This window comes from Streptococcus sp. 2022WUSS135 (assembly GCF_044427045.1).
In the GTDB taxonomy this organism is placed as follows: domain Bacteria; phylum Bacillota; class Bacilli; order Lactobacillales; family Streptococcaceae; genus Streptococcus; species Streptococcus hashimotonensis.
Genome location: NZ_JAOTGL010000008.1, coordinates 36,249 through 53,947 on the forward strand (window position 1 = coordinate 36,249; position 17,699 = coordinate 53,947).

Below are 17,699 nucleotides of genomic sequence, written 5' to 3' on the forward strand. Positions count from 1 at the left end.
AATAAAAGCTAAAAATCATAGCCATGCGTTCTCTCGGGTGGTTATGACTGGTTAAATACTTAACTTAATAGCATTGCCATACCTCGACACATTTTTTAACGATTCTTGGTTTACTACTACTTCTATTTTTTACCTAAAAAAGTGTCTACCGCCCATTTTGGACCGCAGACACCTCTATAATCTTTTACCACACCCGTAAGCGGTCTTCTGGTTTCACATACATTGGATCCCCTTCTTTGACATTGAAGTCTGTATAGAATTGATCAATCTGGTTGACAATGTTGTTAACCCGATATTTAGCTGGTGGATGTTCGTCGCTGATGCTGGCAATAGCAAATTCTTTGGTGGTGACTTCACGCCATGCTTTACCATAAGACTCGAAGACTTTCTTCGTATTGTAGCCTTTTTTCTGAGCAATATCAATGGCAACCGTTAAACCACCGAGATCCGCCATGATTTCACCGGTTGAAATTTCGCCATTGACATAGTAGCCCGGAGCCACTTCCAATTTAGAGTAGATATCTGCTGCCTGTTGAACCTTTTTATTAAATTTTTCAAGGTCTTCTGGTTTCCACCAGTTGACAAGGTTCCCTTTTTCATCAAATTGAGAACCAGCCTTATCAAAGGCATGGGAAATTTCATGACCGATAACAGCCCCGATTCCACCCAGATTTTCTTCGGGACTAGCTTTTGGATCGTAGAGAGGAGCCTGTAAAATCCCCGCTGGAAAGACAATTTCGTTGTTAGTTGGGCTGTAATAGGCATTCACCGTGTGAGAAGGCATGCCGAACTGCGACTTATCAAAAGGCTTGCCAAATTGCCCCATCTCTTCACGCAATTCAAGTGTTTTTACCATATCGAAGTTAGAAAGAAGACTTCCTCCTTCTTCTTTGGATTGGATAGCAAGTTGTGAGTAATCCTTCCACTGGTCTGGATAGCCGATTTTAACAACCAATGTATCTAGTTTTTTCAAGGCCCGCATCTTGGTTTCTTCAGACATCCACTGCACTGCTTTGATTCGCTCTGCATAAGTCGCTTTAATCTCTTGAACCATAGATAGGATATTAGCCTTGGATTCTTCTGAAAAATGGTGTTTAACGTAAACTTTGCCAATCATATCGGAGAAATTTGCATCAATGGCCGCTTGAGCAACTTCTTCCTGACTCGGAGTATCTACCGCACCAGTTGCTACGCCGTCGTATTTCGCTTTTGCCTCGATTAAATTGCTTGACAGATAATCATTGTAATGGGCAATCACACGATATTGGAGCAGGGCTTTAAGAGCGTCTAAATTCTTTTCTTGATAGAGTTCATTTAATTTTTTTAGAGCATCTGGTTCTGATACGACTGTCGTTGGAGCATTCTGAAGTCCTAACTCAGAAACCAACTCAGCAATCGGTAGGTTGGGAACCAGTGCTTTGACCTCATCCCAAGTCTTCTCGTTATACATGGCTTCAAAGTTATTGGCTTCTTCTTTTGGCCGTTGCACTGCAGCCATCTCTTTTTCCAAATTAAAGAGGAGGTCTGCCTTAGAAGAGGCTTCTTTTGAGGATTCTCCTGCCAAGCTAAACACTTCCTGCAGATAGGCTTTAAAGGCTTTTTGGTTTTTCAGTGAAAATTCATCTGTGCCATCATAATTTTCTTTTGGAAAACTTAACTTGTGAGGGTCAACGTAGATGGTGTTTTTGTTACTGTCTTTTATATCTTGAGTAACGTTTATATGAAGCAAATTGCGGATGTTTTTGCCGTATAGGGCTACCAGAATCTTGTTGAGTTCTTCCATGGTAGAGGCTTTTTTAATCTCCTCTAAATAAGGCTTGATAGGCTCTAACCCCAATTTGTTGCGAGTATCAAAATCGGCTGCCAATCGGTAAAAATCAATAAGTTTTTTCTCATCACTACCAGCTTGCAGCTTGGAATAGTCCATATCCAGCTGGTCAATCATCTCCTGGATTGCTTCTTGCGTTTTCTCAGAGAGTTGACTCAGATTATCTATTTGCGACTCACCGGCACCTAATTTTGTATCTTTCAACCATTGCGCATTGATATAAGAATGAAAATCCGTCTGTGGTGTTGCTTCACCTGCTTTGGGAGCCGAGGAATTACTTGTGCCACAGGCTGTCAAAAATGTCGCACAGGCGACTGCTACTAATGAAAATTTTAATTTTTTTCTCATGGTTTCTGTCCTTTCTTTTTATTGTTAATGTGCTTAGTACCACTATTTCATCACCATACAAGCATCCTCCTTTAGTAATTAGCGGTCCTAAACTACTCTTTCATCGATCTACCTTATAAGGATTCTAACATTTATATCTGCTTTTCTTCTGTAGCCTATCTATTAATTCTCTTATTTTTTGTAACCATTCCCAAACAAAGTAATTCTAAATAATTTAAAACATTTATTTTAGCAAATTGAGTGAGAGTAGGCAAGAACTCGAACGGTCAAAAGAGTTCAGCAACAATTCCTAATTTCAAGTTATTAAGCTAAAACAATCTATTCACAGACCGTTTTAATCCGTTTATTTCACAGTAGCCAGACCTAGAAGTCACTGTTGAGTTCATCGGCAACAGGAATCTTATACCCAATGAAATCCCAAAATAGCAAACCCTGATCTTTTGTTAGCCATCCACACCTAAATTAGGGTATTTTTTTATAAATTGTAGCTTTCTCATTGTATATTTCCAAAAAGGATCTGACGGATACCTATTTTTTAGTCGTTTAGTTTGTTTTTAGCACTCACTTCAAAGGTTCAGGGAACCTTTGAAGGCTAGAGATAGGGCGAAGCAAGTTCGCCTCAATAGCTGCAGGTTGCTAGAACAGCCTTTAGGCTGTTCTAAGTTAGAAATAAGACTTGCCTCGCGAATCACCTCTGTAAAGTACGGCAAAGCGAGTTCAAATACTCCAGTGAAGTGTTCGAAGTTGAAAATAGGGAAACGAAGTTTCATCGCTCGTCGAAGTAATCAAAGATAAACTACTGATACTCAATAAAAATCAAAAGTAGCCTAGGAAACGAAGCCGAAGATAGAACTGGAGTTCATCAAGGCAAGTTGACAACGGATAATTTTGATTTCCGAAGAGTATGAGTATCACGCTCAGATGTGTGACATATCCGTCGTACCAAAAAACACCTACCCGAAGGTAGGTGTAGATAGGCAATTATGCATTGCCACCGTTTTTCTTAATGATTTCATCTTGTACAGATTTTGGTACATCTTCGTAATGGTCAAATACCATCATGAAAGTACCGCGACCTTGTGTTGCTGAACGAAGAACAGTTGCGTAACCGAACATTTCAGCAAGTGGCACATAAGCACGAACGATTTGTGTGTTACCACGAGCTTCCATACCATCAACGCGACCGCGACGTGCAGTAACGTGACCCATAACGTCACCTAGGTTATCTTCAGGTGCAGTGATTGTTACAAGCATCATTGGCTCAAGGATAGTTGGTTGAGCTGATTTCGCTGCTTCTTTAAGGGCAAGAGATGCTGCCACTTTGAAGGCTGTTTCAGATGAATCGACATCGTGGTATGAACCATCGTAAAGCTTAGCTTTAACGTCAACGATTGGGTAACCAGCAAGAACACCGTTAGCCATAGATTCTACGAGACCTTTTTCAACCGCTGGAATGAATTCACGTGGAACCACACCACCGACGATAGCATTCTCGAACTCGAAACCTTTACCTTCTTCGTTTGGTGTGAATTCGATCCAAACGTCACCGAATTGACCTTTACCACCAGACTGGCGTTTGAAGAAACCACGAGCTTGTGTAGAAGCGCGGAATGTTTCACGGTATGATACTTGAGGAGCACCTACGTTTGCTTCAACCTTGAATTCACGACGCATACGGTCAACAAGGACATCCAAGTGCAACTCACCCATACCAGAGATAACTGTTTCACCAGTTTCAACGTTTGTTTCAACGCGGAATGTTGGATCTTCTTCAGCCAATTTAGAAAGGGCAATACCCATCTTGTCTTGGTCAGCTTTAGACTTAGGCTCAACCATCAATTGGATAACTGGTTCTGGAACGTGGATTGACTCAAGGATGATTTTTGCTTTTTCATCTGTCAACGAGTCACCAGTTGTAGTATCTTTCAAACCAACCGCAGCGGCGATGTCACCTGCATAAACAGTTTCAATTTCTTGACGGCTGTTTGCGTGCATTTGAAGGATACGTCCGATACGCTCACGTTTACCTTTAGAAGTGTTCAATACGTATGAACCGCTGTTAAGGACACCTGAATATACACGGAAGAATGTCAAACGACCTACGAATGGGTCAGTCATGATCTTGAAGGCAAGAGCTGCAAATGGCTCTTCATCTGATGCATGACGCTCTTCTTCAGCATCTGTATCTGGGTTCACACCTTTAATAGCAGGGATGTCAAGTGGGCTTGGAAGGTAGTCGATAACCGCATCAAGCATCAACTGAACACCTTTGTTTTTGAAGGCTGAACCACACAATACTGGGAAGAATTCAACGTTGATAGTTGCTTTACGGATAGCAGCTTTCAATTCTTCGTTTGTGATTTCTTCACCTTCAAGGTATTTCATCATCAATTCTTCATCAGTTTCAGCAACTGCTTCAACCAATTTTTCACGGTATTCTTCAGCTTGCTCAAGGTATTCAGCTGGAATATCTTCTTCAAGAATATCTGTACCAAGGTCGTTAGTATAGATTTCAGCTTTCATCTTGATCAAGTCGATGATACCACGGAACTCATCTTCAGAACCGATTGGCAATTGGATTGGATGAGCATTTGCTTGAAGACGCTCGTGAAGTGTGCTTACTGAGTAAAGGAAGTCAGCACCGATTTTATCCATTTTGTTAGCGAATACGATACGTGGAACACCGTATTCAGTTGCTTGACGCCATACTGTTTCAGTTTGTGGCTCAACACCTGATTGTGAGTCAAGAACGGTTACCGCACCATCAAGAACGCGAAGTGAACGTTGTACTTCGATTGTGAAGTCCACGTGTCCTGGTGTGTCGATGATGTTTACACGGTGGTTGTTCCATTGAGCTGTTGTTGCAGCAGATGTGATTGTGATACCACGCTCTTGCTCTTGCTCCATCCAGTCCATTTGTGATGCACCTTCGTGAGTTTCACCGATTTTGTGGATTTTACCAGTGTAGTAAAGAATACGCTCAGTTGTCGTTGTTTTACCCGCGTCAACGTGCGCCATGATACCGATATTACGAGTTTTTTCTAATGAAAATTCGCGTGCCATGAGGTTTGTTCTCCTATATTTTTAGTTTTCTATTCTGATTATACCATATTTTAAGAAAAGCGAGTGGGCAAATCCCACCCGCTTAAGTTCTTACTAATGGTGTGAAGTGGCTGAGGCAAGCCTCAATCCGATTTTTGATGGTTGAACGAAGTTCCTTCATCTAATTGAGTTCAGTTAACTTCCATATATCCAATTTAGAAACTGAACTAGGACTAAACGCTTGGCAAAAAAGATAAATCCTCCTAGAGTCCACAGACTCTTCGTCGCATTTCCTATTTTTGCTATGCGTTTTATACGTCCTCGTATCTTATTCTTAGTTGAATTTTAGCTACAAATGTCTGCCAAAAAGATAAAATCTCCTAGAAACTGAAGTTTCTTCGTCGCTTTTCCTATTTTGGCTAGCATTTGCTTAACGCTAAAATATCCTATATTACCAGCGGAAGTGTGCGAATGCGCGGTTTGCTTCTGCCATTTTGTGAGTATCTTCACGTTTCTTAACAGCTGCACCTGTGTTGTTTGCTGCATCCATGATTTCTTTCGCAAGGCGATCAATCATAGTGTGCTCACCACGGTTACGAGCGATTGTTACCAACCAACGAAGACCAAGTGTTGTACGACGCTCTGGACGAACTTCAACTGGGACTTGGTAGTTAGAACCACCGACACGACGTGCACGTACTTCAAGTACAGGCATGATGTTTTCCATTGCTGTTTCAAATACTTCAAGTGCATCGTTACCAGTTGCTTCTTTGATTTGATCAAAAGCACCGTAAACGATTGATGCAGCAGTACCACGTTTACCGTCCAACATAACACGGTTAATCAAACGAGTTACCAATTTTGAGTTATACAATGGATCTGGCAATACTTCGCGCTTAGGCGCTTGATTTTTACGACTCATTTATATTTCCCCTTTCTTAGCCTTTTGGACGTTTAGTACCGTATTTAGAACGGCCTTGCTTACGATCGTTAACACCTGCAGTATCAAGTGCACCACGAACGATATGGTAACGTACCCCTGGAAGGTCTTTTACACGTCCACCACGAAGAAGAACAACGCTGTGCTCTTGCAAGTTGTGACCGATACCTGGGATGTAAGCAGTAACCTCGATAAGGTTGCTCAAACGTACACGAGCAAATTTACGAAGGGCTGAGTTAGGTTTTTTAGGTGTCATTGTTCCGACACGAGTTGCAACACCGCGTTTTTGTGGTGATGAAACATTTGTTTGAACTTTTTTACGGCTGTTGTAACCAACGTTCAAAGCTGGTGATTTAGATTTTTCTACTTTAGACTTACGTGGTTTACGTACCAACTGGTTAATTGTAGGCATCTACATTCTCCTGTATATATTTTTTATTTTTGGTGATAGGGCATTGGTGACAACCCCTATCTGTGTGTACTTTTGCAACATTTGTCAGCACGTCCCTGTACACTCTTGAGAGACCAAAAGTAAAAAGTACCGTCTAATATAGTACCACATCCCAAACCCATTGTCAAATAGATATGTTTGAAATTTTCAAGAAAAAAACACAGCCAATCAGCTGTGTCATTTTGCTATTTCTTAGTAGCCCATACCCATTCCATCCATACCTTGTGGCATAGCTGGAGCGGCTGGTTCTGGTTTGTTGGCAACGACTGCTTCAGTTGTCAAAATCAAGCTGGCTACGGAAGCCGCATTTTGAAGAGCTGAACGTGTTACTTTAACAGGGTCAATGATACCTGCATCCATCATGTTGACCCATTCGCCTGTCGCAGCATTAAAACCTGTGCCAAGTTCTGAATTCTTCAGTTTATCAATGATAACTGAACCCTCATAACCTGCGTTATAGGCAATCTGACGAACTGGTTCTTCCAAGGCACGAAGGACAATATTGCGTCCTGTTTCATCGTCGCCTCTCAACTCCAATTTCGCTACGCTATCGATAACATTGACAAGGGCTGTACCACCACCTGCAACAATTCCTTCTTCAACTGCGGCACGTGTTGCGTTGAGGGCATCTTCGATACGGAGTTTCATTTCTTTCAGCTCAGTCTCAGTAGCGGCACCGACTTTGATAACTGCAACACCGCCTGACAATTTGGCCAAACGCTCTTGCAATTTTTCACGGTCAAATTCTGAAGTTGTTCCCTCAATTTGTGACTTGATAACAGCGACACGGTTGGCAATGGCTTCTGGATTTCCAGCACCTTCAACAATGGTTGTACCATCTTTGTCAACCACAACTTTGGCAGCCTGACCAAGTGCTTCAATGGTCGCATCTTTCAAGTCCAAACCAAGGTCTTCTGTAATCACTGTACCGCCAGTCAAAATCGCGATGTCTTCCAACATAGCTTTACGACGGTCACCAAATCCTGGCGCCTTAACAGCAACAACGTTGAATGTACCACGAATCTTGTTGAGAACAAGGGTAGGAAGAGCTTCGCCATCCACATCGTCAGCAATAATCAACAATGGACGATTGGTTTGGAGAATGCTTTCCAAAAGTGGCAAAATATCCTGGATATGAGAAATTTTCTTATCGGTAATCAAGATGAATGGATTTTCAAGCTCAGCCACCATCTTTTCATTATCTGTTACCATGTATTGTGACAGATAACCGCGGTCGAATTGCATACCTTCAACCACATCCAATTCTGTTTCCATACCACGAGATTCTTCAATGGTGATAACGCCGTCTGTTCCCACGCGCTCCATAGCTTCTGAAATGTACTCACCAACTTTTTCAGAACGGGAAGATACCGCTGCGACTTGAGCAATTTCAGCTTTATTTGATACAGGGCTCGCTTGTGCTTTCAAGGCTTCAACCGCTGTTGCAACTGCTGCTTCAATCCCACGACGGATACCGATTGGGTTGGCACCTGCAGTTACGTTTTTCAAGCCTTCGCGAACAATCGCTTGTGTCAAAACAGTGGCAGTTGTTGTACCGTCACCAGCAATGTCATTGGTTTTTGAAGCCACTTCGGATACCAATTTAGCACCCATATTTTCAAAATGGTCTTCCAACTCGATTTCTTTAGCAATGGTCACACCGTCGTTTGTAATGAGTGGTGAACCGTATGCTTTTTCCAAGACAACATTGCGACCTTTAGGGCCCAAGGTTACTTTGACGGTGTCAGCCAAAATATCGACACCACGGACCATACTTTCACGTGCATCTGCTGCAAATTTAATTTCTTTTGCCATTTTCCTACCTCTTTATTCTACAATTGCCAAAATGTCTGCTTCACGGATGATGTGAACGGTTTGGTCTCCGTCTTTAACTTCCAATCCTGCGTGAGCATCAATCAAAACAGTATCTCCAACTGCCACCGCTGGGGCAACCAAGTCACCATTCAAGGTACGAATCCCTTGTCCGATCGCTAGGACAGTTGCTTCCTTGGTCTTTTCTTGACTTGCTCCAGCTAGAACAAAGCCACCAACAGTTTGTTCTTTTTCTTCAATTTTTACGACGATACGATCGCCCAATGGTTTTAACATTCTACCACCTCCTGGTATTTTTAGCACTCTATATGTATGAGTGCTAATTCACATTTCCTATTGTATCACTTGGTCAAAAATAGTCAAGAAAATTCTATTCCTTTTTCGTGAAAATCCTTCTTAAGTATGAGACAGGATTTACCTATTCATTATTGGTAAACTATGCTATACTATTTTTAAAAAGTTAGGGGGTATTCATGAAATTTTTTAGAGATTTAAAAACAGATTACCTTGAAAGCTGATTTTCAGCCTACGAAAGTTTTGCAGAATGGTTTTTAAAACGTAAATTAGGCTTTTGGGGGAATGGGAAAGAACTCGACTGGTCAAAAAGAGTTCGTCTCCCCCCCCCGCACAGTTGATTAGGTCAGATTTGGAGTACGAAACACGAATTGCTGAGATTTGCTTCGCAAATCTTATCTCCAACCTTTAACAGTCCACTGGACTGTTAAACCCAATCAACCACTGTGCTGAGATGTTGACACGAACTCTGAGAAGTGAGACTGGACTTTTTGCCCCGTCACCTATTTACTCTGGCTAGTCTGGATATTTTTCTTTAGCCACCCTCACTACATCATCTTTTTCTTCTACGGAGTTATCCTACTTTCTCTAATTATCATGCTGATAGAATGGTGGAAATATAGAAAATGATCAGCAAAAAACGCCAACTTTCGTCAGCGTTTTTAAGGAGATATGAAAAATATTTAGGATTGACTATAGTATAACCTACTTTTCAACATTCTCCATCGGTCTTGGGACGGATATTAAAACGGCAATTCTTCCTCTTCCAAGACCAAATCAGCTAGGTCATCGCCAGTATTGTTTTCACGTATGGCACGTTGGGCGCGGCTTTCTAGTAATTGGAAAGATTGGCCTAGAATCTCTGTCACATAGTGATTGCTGCCGTCTTTTTCGTATTTACGGGTCCGCAATTCACCGTCAATAGAAATCAGACTGCCCTTGCTACCATAGGAAACAAGTGTTTCCGCCAGTTTTCCCCAGAAAATAACATTGAGAAAATCTGCCTCACGTTCACCATTTTCTGTCTTAAATCGTCGATTGACTGCGACGGTTACACGGGTCAGATTTTTGCCATTAGGGGTTTGAGTGAGTTCAGGTTGGGCCGTCAAGCGACCGATTAAAATTGTTTTATTATACATATTACATCCTCCTACTTATCTATTCGTAGAAAGTTCATAAAAAGAAAGAAAATCATGAAAGAATTAATAGAAAAATTGCAAACCTCTAAACCATATACCGATGATGAACTGGCTTGGTTGCTGGAAAACATCGGCCACCCAGACCCTACTATACGCGATGAATTAGTTTATGCTAGTTTTTGCCACATCTTTCTAAATAGTTTGATTACAAGAGAACAAGCACAGTCGCTACTGCAATTCTCTCAAGAAACCAATCCCCTTTCCCTAGAAAGCTCCACACTAAAACGAAGTTTTACTTGCTTGCTTTACTGTCTTCTGCTGTCTGTTGACAATGACCAAGATTCTGAGTACTCTGCATTTTTAAGCACTGACGACCGCGAACTGCTTTTCCAACAGGCCTTGGATTATTTGACGATTGAAGATGACTGGTCTGGCTACGATGAAAAACTCGGCTGGATCCATACCGCTGCCCACGGAGCAGATTTTCTTCTGGCTGCAAGCTGTCATGAGCAATTTCCCAATGATAAAACCGCAGAAGTCTGGCAGGCTATTGTCACTTGTCTAAAGAAACAAAAGCAAGTTTTCTCCGCTGGTGAAGAAATCCGTCTGGCACAAATCCCTGTCTACCTCCTGCTGAATGAAAAAGTGTCAAGCCAGGAGCTGGCAGAATGGATTAACAAGCTAGACTTTCCCAACCAAGAACCTCTGGACTACTTCCGGTGGCTCAATCTCCAACATTTCCTGTCTAGTCTCTACTTCCAACTCAATTCACATCAGGTTTTGACAGAGGAACTCCGACAGACTATTGAAGGAAAAATTGAAACAGCATAAAAGAATTGGCCATCTGACCAATTCTTTTTTCTATCCCTTCCAGTGTTTTACTGGATCAAAGGCTTCTCCGACCACTGCGGAGTCGTCCAATTCGATAATACCACGGACTTGTGGTGCGTTTGGCAGAGCCAATTCACGCGGACTGCACATCATACCAAAGCTATCTTCACCACGCAACTTCCCTGGGAAAATCAGGCTACCGCTCGGCATCATTGCCCCCGGAAGAGCTACAATGGTTTTCAAACCTTGGGCAGCATTTGGGGCACCAGCTACGATTTGCACTGTTTTGTCACCGACATTGACCTGACAGATATTGAGGTGATCGCTGTCTGGATGAGGAACCAATTCCGCAATCTGACCGACTACGAACTTTGGAGCATTGTCGTTAACCAAGCTTTCAGTAAAGCCTTCTTTTGCTAATGCTGCATTCAAGGTCGCAACTTGTTCGTCTGTCAGGAAAACCTGACCATTTCCAGCAATCTCAACCAAACTTGATGCTTCAAAAATATTCCAAGCCACTGTTTTTCCTGTTTCTTCTAGGAAAACACGCGCCACTTGACCCTTACGTTCAAACTGGACAGCCTGCCCCTTGTCCTCAGCCACAATCACCATCAGAACATCGCCAACGTGTTCCTTATTATATGTAAAAATCATTTCTTTTTCATTTCTCCTTTATGCAAATAGACCGGTCAAGCCTTTCCAAAGATTTTCAAAGAAGGCACCGATTTTTTCTAAAATCCCTGAATCTTGTAGATTCTTATAGGCTTCTGAAATTTGTTGCTCCGCTTGTTGCTTAAACTGGTTGAGCTGGGCAGCAACCTCAGCCGAATCAATAGCAGAGGTTTCCTGATAAGCTTTGGCAAAGGTAACCAATTTTGAAACCTCATCTGCTGTGATGACATTTTCCAAACCGTTATTGGCCAAGACATCGTTAATAATAGTATTGATGTCTGACTCGGAAGCTACCTGACCGTTGGACTGTTTGTAGTCGGCAAGAGCAGTCTTGATTTCCGCTACCGCCTTATCCAAAGCCGAACTATCAAAATTGGAGTCACCTGTATGAGCCGTCGCTACTTCATTGACTGTCTCTAGCTCTTGTTGAGCTACTTCGGTTCGGGCTGTATCAACTGTTTCACCATTGGCCGCGAGAGCCTTGTAAACACCTGTCAAAGCAGACTCCCCCGTTACCTGAATCGGAGAAGCTACATCAATCAAGTCATCCGACGCACCAGCTGTAATAGCCGCATTGGCATACTGCGTTTCGGTAATCAAGGTGATATTCTGTGGCGTCTTAATATCCACCACAACCCCTTTTCCAGCATCCTGCTTTTGCACCAAGACAGATGAATAGAGGGAGGCTGTGTCCGCTCCAGATGTACCTAAATATTGGTCCATATCCGTGCCGACAACTACCTGACGACTGACATTATTAACATCCGAAATACCAAATAGATTGTTAACCTCTGTCGCCTGCGCATCTGACAAACCGCCACCATAGACCAGTGTTGGCTTGCCCCATTTTTCATTGATAACATCTGTTTGAATCTCAGCCTGCACCAAAGGAGCAAGACTCAAACTCAATCCCAGCACCACAGGTGCTAGAAGGATTTTTCCTAGTGATTTCTTCATGTTCTTTCCTTTCTTTTGGGAATAGCAGAGCTTCTCTGCTGATTTATCTACCCAAGCCAGATAAGAAGTTCATGATTTCTTCCTTGGTCTTGCGATTCTTATCGACAAAACGACCGATTTCCTTACCATTTTCCAAAACAACCAGACTTGGAATGCCTAAAATAGCCCATTCCTGCGCCAAAGACATAAAGTCATCTCGATCTAGTTGCACAAAACGGAAATCTGGAAAAGCCTCTTCGATAGCTGGCAAATGCGGTTTAATATAGTGGCAATCTCCACACCAAGTCGTCACAAATAGAAAAACAGTTGGCTTGCCATCTTCAATCAAGGCAGCTACTTCTTCAAGATTTGTTGGAAAAATCATCTTTCTTCCTCCCTGTATTGAATAGAACCTTGGGCATTTTCAAATAGAAATACCTGTCCTGCCTCCATCACAACTCCTCCAACGAGAGAGTCTTGCGTTGAGGCTGTTTCATCTACGTAGACCGTGGCAATTTCTCCTACATTAGCGAAAAAGTCACGCACCTCCTGCAAGGCCTGTGCTTTTTTACGGTCTTCTTGGATTTTACGGTAAAATTGAGCACTAGCGGTGAGCACACCTGCCCCCAATAAGCCTGCTAGCAAGGCTGTCTTTTTCTTTTTCATGTTGACTATTTTATCATATTTCCTCGGAATTTTCCCAAAAATGCCATTGAACTTGTGACAGCTGAGACAAACTCTCCACAAACATATGAAAACGATTCAGTTTTCAGAAAGCATGATTTCATCATCTGTTTATTGTTTATTTTCCCATATTTTCAAGACAAGTCTAGCTCTTCGTGATAAAATAGTAGTAATCATGTCATGGAGGAAGAAGTATGACTCTTTTTGAAAAAATTAAAGAAGTTACAGAATTGCAAAGCTTACCGGGATTTGAAGGACAGGTTCGCAACCACATCCGCCAGAAAATCACACCACATGTAGACCGCATCGAAACAGATGGACTAGGTGGAATTTTCGGTATCAGAGATACAGCTGTTGAAAATGCTCCTCGCATCTTAGTAGCTGCACATATGGATGAAGTCGGCTTTATGATTAGCCAAATCAAGCCAGACGGTACTTTCCGTGTTGTCGAGCTGGGAGGCTGGAATCCGCTAGTTGTATCCAGTCAAGCCTTCACGCTTCAACTACAGGACGGTCGGACCATTCCTGCCATTTCAGGTTCAGTGCCTCCCCATCTTTCTCGTGGGGCTAACGCTCCTGGCATGCCTGCCATCGCTGATATTATTTTCGATGCTGGTTTCGCCAATTATGACGAAGCTTGGGCGTTCGGCGTTCGTCCGGGGGATGTCCTGGTTCCCAAAAACGAAACCATTCTAACAGCCAACGGAAAAAATGTTATTTCTAAGGCTTGGGACAACCGCTTCGGTGTCCTTATGGTGACGGAATTGCTAGAAAGCCTATCGGGTCAAACCTTACCAAATCAGTTGATTGCTGGGGCAAATGTGCAAGAAGAGGTTGGCCTACGTGGAGCTCACGCTTCTACAACCAAGTTCAATCCAGATATTTTCCTTGCTGTTGATTGCTCGCCTGCAGGCGATATTTATGGCGACCAAGGAAAAATCGGTGACGGAACTCTACTTCGTTTCTACGACCCAGGTCATATCATGTTAAAAAACATGAAAGACTTCCTCCTCTCAACTGCCGAAGAAGCAGGTGTCAAATTCCAATACTACTGTGGTAAAGGTGGAACAGATGCTGGTGCAGCTCACTTGAAAAATCAAGGTGTTCCATCAACGACAATCGGTGTCTGCGCTCGCTACATCCATTCACATCAAACTCTCTACAGCATGGATGACTTCTTAGAGGCCCAAGCCTTCTTGCAAGCCATCGTTAAAAAGCTAGACCGCTCAACGGTTGATTTGATTAAAAACTATTAAAACAAAAGACTTTGCTAGGTAGAATGCCCGGCAAAGCCTTTTTCTATATAAGCTCTTCTAAAATGTACTTCCTCACATGGGTAATGAAATAAAGCGAACCTGTAATCAGGTACAGTTTTTTGGGATTGTCCAAGTCCGCCTGCTCCAACCACTCCTGATAGGTCTGAACTCGTTCATAGCCTGACGGATAATCTTCTAACTGTACCGCTCTGAAATCGTCAAAAGTTGTCACGCTAACAGGTCCAAATTGGCTAAGCTGGGACAACATCTGGTCCACAGGCTTGGTATTGATGGCCGCAAAGAGGATTTCAATATCTCTGTCCGCATATTTTTCCTCTAGGAGCTGGGTCAGAACTGCGACGCTTTCATTATTGTGGGCTCCGTCAATCATGAGCCTTGGTTGTATCAATTCTAAGCGGCCCGGCCAGATGGCTTGGGACAAGCCCTGGCTGATGGTTTCATTGGTAATCTTTGGAAAATCAGAGCTGAGAAGCTGAGCTGTTGTCACTGCCAAGGCTGCGTTGACCTCTTGGTGATGCCCCTGCATCTGTAGCCTCAAATCCTCAACTCGGCCGAAGGGACTTGAAACCGCAAAGCCTGCTCTGCTATTTTCCAAAACAATCTCCCGCCCCACCGCATAGGTCGGACTCTGAAGCTGACGGGCGTACTCCTCAAATACTGTCTCCACTTCTGGCTGATCGGTCGCATAGAGGAGGGGAACCCGCTCACGCAAGACAGCAACCTTGTGACGGGCTATAGCAGCGTGGGTCTCTCCCAAAAAAGCCTGATGGTCCAAGCCGATAGAAGGACAAACTACCGCTAGAGGATTAAGGACATTGGTCGCATCCTGCAAACCACCCATGCCAGCCTCTACCAAAAGAATGTCGGGACGCTGGTAGTGAGCAAAGTAGACAAACATAGCCACTACTACAATCTCAAATTCCGAGATGGCATCCAGACCAGCCGTCTGGTCCAAGTCCTCAATTAAGGGCTGCAAGTCTGTCACAATCCTCGCAAAGTCTTCCTCCGAAATCATCTCTTGCTCAAAGACAATCTGTTCTCGAAAATCAATGATAGACGGTGAGGTAAAACGGCCGACTGTGTAATCCGAAGACCGTAAGATAGACTGTAAGGCATTCAAGGTCGACCCCTTGCCATTTGTTCCAACAAAGTGAATAGTCGGCACTTGAAGCTGGGGATTGTCCAAACGTTCCAAGAGCCAGTTGACACGCGCAACGCCATTTTCTAAATCTGATACAGGGCGATTCGATAGCCACTGACGAGTTTCTTGATAATTCATGATTCCCTCTCTACAAAAGCAGCAACAGGGGGATGACCTGTTGCTCGATACTGTTTTATTTAATGCCCATTAACTTGGCCAATTCAGGTATTTTTTGTAAACTTGGCAAGACAAGCATGGTCACGACAATGCGTAACGGAATTTCAAAAATAGCCTTAATCAAACGACTGCTATACAAGGCAATCCAAGGTGTTCCAAAATGGAAATGGAGGGCAATCGGTGTCATGATAAAGGAAATCACAACCTGAATCAAGACAACTACACCAGCCACATAGAGCCAATCAGCTTTGTTTTTAATATTCAGCGGCTTCTGATAAAAGAACCAGCCGTAGATAAAAGCAGATACCGCCTCAATCAAAATCCAAGTGAAGAGAACAGTTTGCCCGCTAAACAAGACAAAGACTGGGTCTGAAATAGCCGCAAAGACAGCCGCCCAAACCGGACCAGCAATAGCTCCCAAAATAGTATTGGGAATAAAGGTAAACTGGACCTGCAAGGTTTCTGAAATCCGAATGGAGAAATAGTTCTCCACAACCATAACCAAGGCAAGGGTCATCGCAATAGCAGTCAACAACTGCACCGTTAGTTTTGGAATCTTCTTTTCCATAAAAAATGCTCCTTTTTCAAAAAAATGGAGCTGTCGTGTGTATTCGACAGCGGATGCAATGGTTTACCGCGCTACTCTCAGCCAGACCTCAATGTTCCTACTCTAGGAGACATCAGATACAAGCAAAGATCAGCTTCGTTATGTGGCAACATCCCATCCACATACACTTGACGCAAACCATCTACTCTGTGCAAATTTCTTTGCTAGTCTATTTTATCATACCAAGGTCAGTTTGACCAATTGCCAAAATCTATTACTCCTAACAGTTACTGACTATAAGAAAAACTGGCAGGGTTACTGCCAATTTCCTTCTATTATTTCAAGCGTTCAACTTCACGCGCAATAACCAATTCTTCATCCGTTGGAATAACCAAGACACGAACTTTTGATTCTGGCGTTGAAATGTCACCATAGTTGCCAAATACATTTTTTGCTGGGTCCAACTCAATACCAAACCAAGACAAACCTGCAATGACATCATTTCGCATAAGCGGTGCATTTTCACCCATACCTGCCGTGAAGACAATAGCATCTGCCCCATTTAAAACTGCAAGATATTGACCGATAAATTTCTTAATACGGTCAATGAAAATATTGTAGGCCAACACTGCATCTGGATCGTGAGCTTGGATGCCTGCCTCAATATCACGCATATCACTTGAGAAGCCAGATACACCGAACAAGCCTGACTGTTTATTCAACATGTTAACAACGTCTGCAGCATCTTTCAATTCTTCAACATTCGCAATCAAATAAGGAATGATAGCAGGATCAATATCCCCTGAACGAGTTCCCATCATTGGACCAGCTAGTGGTGTGAAGCCCATTGAAGTATCCACAGATTCACCATGATAGTTAGCAGTGATGGATACACCATTTCCGATATGTGCCGTAATCAATTTTAACTCTTCGATTGGACGCCCCAAAACTTTTGCAGCCTCATGCGCTACATAGTAGTGGCTCGTTCCATGAGCACCATACTTACGAACTTTATAGTCTGTATAATATTTTTGTGGAATTGGATAGAGATATGCATGTTTTGGCATCGTTGTATGGAAAGCAGTGTCAAAAACAGCTACATTCAACACTTCTGGCAATACTTCTTCAAATGCACGCATCGCCGCCACGTGTGCTGGGTTATGAAGTGGCGCCAAGGCACTCAACTCTTCAATTTGCTCAATCTCTTTTTGACCAATAACCACTGACTCCTTGAAGTATTCTCCACCCGCAACAACACGGTGTCCAACACCTGTAATTTCTTCATAAGTTGCAATAATATTGTGTTTGAGCAAATCTTCAAGAAGAATCTTAACTGCAACTGTATGATTAGGAATATCTAATACTTCACTTTCTTTTTTTCCATCATACTTAACAGTGGAAATAGAATCATTTAAGCCGATACGCTCGATAATACCCGCTGCTAGTACTGTTTCTTCTGGCATTTGATAAAGTTGCCATTTTAGACTTGAACTACCTGCATTAATTGCAATTGTTTTTGACATATCTTACCTCTTTTAAAGCGTTTTCCTAACTAGTAT

The 17,699-nt window shown here is 42.7% G+C and carries 16 protein-coding genes and 1 riboswitch; of the genes, 2 read left to right on the forward strand and 14 right to left on the reverse strand.

The window, feature by feature from the left end:
- Positions 1-184: 184 nt before the first annotated feature.
- The 7 genes from ODU45_RS04055 to ODU45_RS04085 form a co-directional block, all read right to left on the reverse strand.
- Positions 185-2,176: a M13 family metallopeptidase gene (locus ODU45_RS04055; protein WP_024417078.1), complete on the reverse strand. Its 1,992-nt coding sequence runs from the start codon at positions 2,174-2,176 to the stop codon at positions 185-187.
- 981 nt (positions 2,177-3,157) lie between these two features.
- Entirely contained in the window at positions 3,158-5,239 is a 2,082-nt protein-coding gene (fusA, locus tag ODU45_RS04060) for an elongation factor G (protein WP_002938501.1), read from the reverse strand.
- A 430-nt stretch (positions 5,240-5,669) separates the two neighbouring features.
- Positions 5,670-6,140 carry a 30S ribosomal protein S7 gene (gene rpsG / locus ODU45_RS04065; RefSeq protein WP_002940031.1) on the reverse strand — a complete coding sequence of 157 codons (471 nt, stop codon included), beginning with the start codon at positions 6,138-6,140 and terminating at the stop codon, positions 5,670-5,672.
- Between the two features lie 16 nt (positions 6,141-6,156).
- Positions 6,157-6,570: a 30S ribosomal protein S12 gene (gene rpsL / locus ODU45_RS04070; RefSeq protein ID WP_002940030.1), complete on the reverse strand. Its 414-nt coding sequence runs from the start codon at positions 6,568-6,570 to the stop codon at positions 6,157-6,159.
- Between the two features lie 231 nt (positions 6,571-6,801).
- On the reverse strand, positions 6,802-8,424 hold the full coding sequence (gene groL / locus ODU45_RS04075) for a chaperonin GroEL (RefSeq protein WP_105178931.1): 1,623 nt from the start codon (positions 8,422-8,424) through the stop codon (positions 6,802-6,804).
- Positions 8,425-8,436: 12 nt separating this feature from the next.
- Complete coding sequence (gene groES / locus ODU45_RS04080; protein WP_125175874.1) at positions 8,437-8,718, reverse strand: co-chaperone GroES; 282 nt, start codon at positions 8,716-8,718, stop codon at positions 8,437-8,439.
- A 761-nt stretch (positions 8,719-9,479) separates the two neighbouring features.
- Entirely contained in the window at positions 9,480-9,875 is a 396-nt protein-coding gene (locus ODU45_RS04085) for a single-stranded DNA-binding protein (protein ID WP_398580822.1), read from the reverse strand.
- A gap of 54 nt (positions 9,876-9,929) precedes the next feature.
- On the opposite strand from ODU45_RS04085, the gene ODU45_RS04090 reads away from it, so the two are divergent.
- Positions 9,930-10,706: a DUF2785 domain-containing protein gene (locus ODU45_RS04090; RefSeq protein WP_052506925.1), complete on the forward strand. Its 777-nt coding sequence runs from the start codon at positions 9,930-9,932 to the stop codon at positions 10,704-10,706.
- A gap of 30 nt (positions 10,707-10,736) precedes the next feature.
- On the opposite strand, the gene ytpR is transcribed toward ODU45_RS04090, so the two are convergent.
- The 4 genes from ytpR to ODU45_RS04110 are packed head-to-tail and all read right to left on the reverse strand — an operon-like array spanning position 10,737 to position 12,980.
- A complete protein-coding gene (gene ytpR, locus ODU45_RS04095) occupies positions 10,737-11,360 on the reverse strand; it encodes a YtpR family tRNA-binding protein (RefSeq protein ID WP_105182168.1) in 624 nt (207 codons plus the stop codon).
- Between the two features lie 18 nt (positions 11,361-11,378).
- The gene (locus ODU45_RS04100; protein WP_398580823.1) at positions 11,379-12,335 is read right to left on the reverse strand and encodes a DUF1002 domain-containing protein; all 957 of its coding nucleotides are present in this window, start codon (positions 12,333-12,335) and stop codon (positions 11,379-11,381) included.
- Between the two features lie 43 nt (positions 12,336-12,378).
- Entirely contained in the window at positions 12,379-12,699 is a 321-nt protein-coding gene (locus tag ODU45_RS04105) for a thioredoxin family protein (protein ID WP_114866121.1), read from the reverse strand.
- Positions 12,696-12,980, reverse strand: a complete 285-nt coding sequence (locus ODU45_RS04110) for a DUF4651 domain-containing protein (protein ID WP_024404085.1) — start codon at positions 12,978-12,980, stop codon at positions 12,696-12,698. The genes ODU45_RS04105 and ODU45_RS04110 overlap by 4 nt, the downstream gene beginning before the upstream one ends.
- 212 nt (positions 12,981-13,192) lie before the next feature.
- On the opposite strand from ODU45_RS04110, the gene pepA reads away from it, so the two are divergent.
- On the forward strand, positions 13,193-14,254 hold the full coding sequence (pepA, locus tag ODU45_RS04115) for a glutamyl aminopeptidase (protein WP_398579825.1): 1,062 nt from the start codon (positions 13,193-13,195) through the stop codon (positions 14,252-14,254).
- A gap of 43 nt (positions 14,255-14,297) precedes the next feature.
- Here pepA and ODU45_RS04120 read toward each other — a convergent pair whose 3' ends face one another.
- From ODU45_RS04120 to ODU45_RS04130, 3 genes are all read right to left on the reverse strand, one after another.
- On the reverse strand, positions 14,298-15,554 hold the full coding sequence (locus ODU45_RS04120) for a bifunctional folylpolyglutamate synthase/dihydrofolate synthase (RefSeq protein WP_398580824.1): 1,257 nt from the start codon (positions 15,552-15,554) through the stop codon (positions 14,298-14,300).
- A 55-nt stretch (positions 15,555-15,609) separates the two neighbouring features.
- Positions 15,610-16,161, reverse strand: a complete 552-nt coding sequence (locus ODU45_RS04125) for a folate family ECF transporter S component (RefSeq protein WP_074391332.1) — start codon at positions 16,159-16,161, stop codon at positions 15,610-15,612.
- A gap of 45 nt (positions 16,162-16,206) precedes the next feature.
- Positions 16,207-16,352: riboswitch (THF riboswitch) on the reverse strand.
- 123 nt (positions 16,353-16,475) lie between these two features.
- The gene (locus ODU45_RS04130; RefSeq protein WP_024399995.1) at positions 16,476-17,663 is read right to left on the reverse strand and encodes an acetate kinase; all 1,188 of its coding nucleotides are present in this window, start codon (positions 17,661-17,663) and stop codon (positions 16,476-16,478) included.
- Positions 17,664-17,699: the final 36 nt, after the last annotated feature.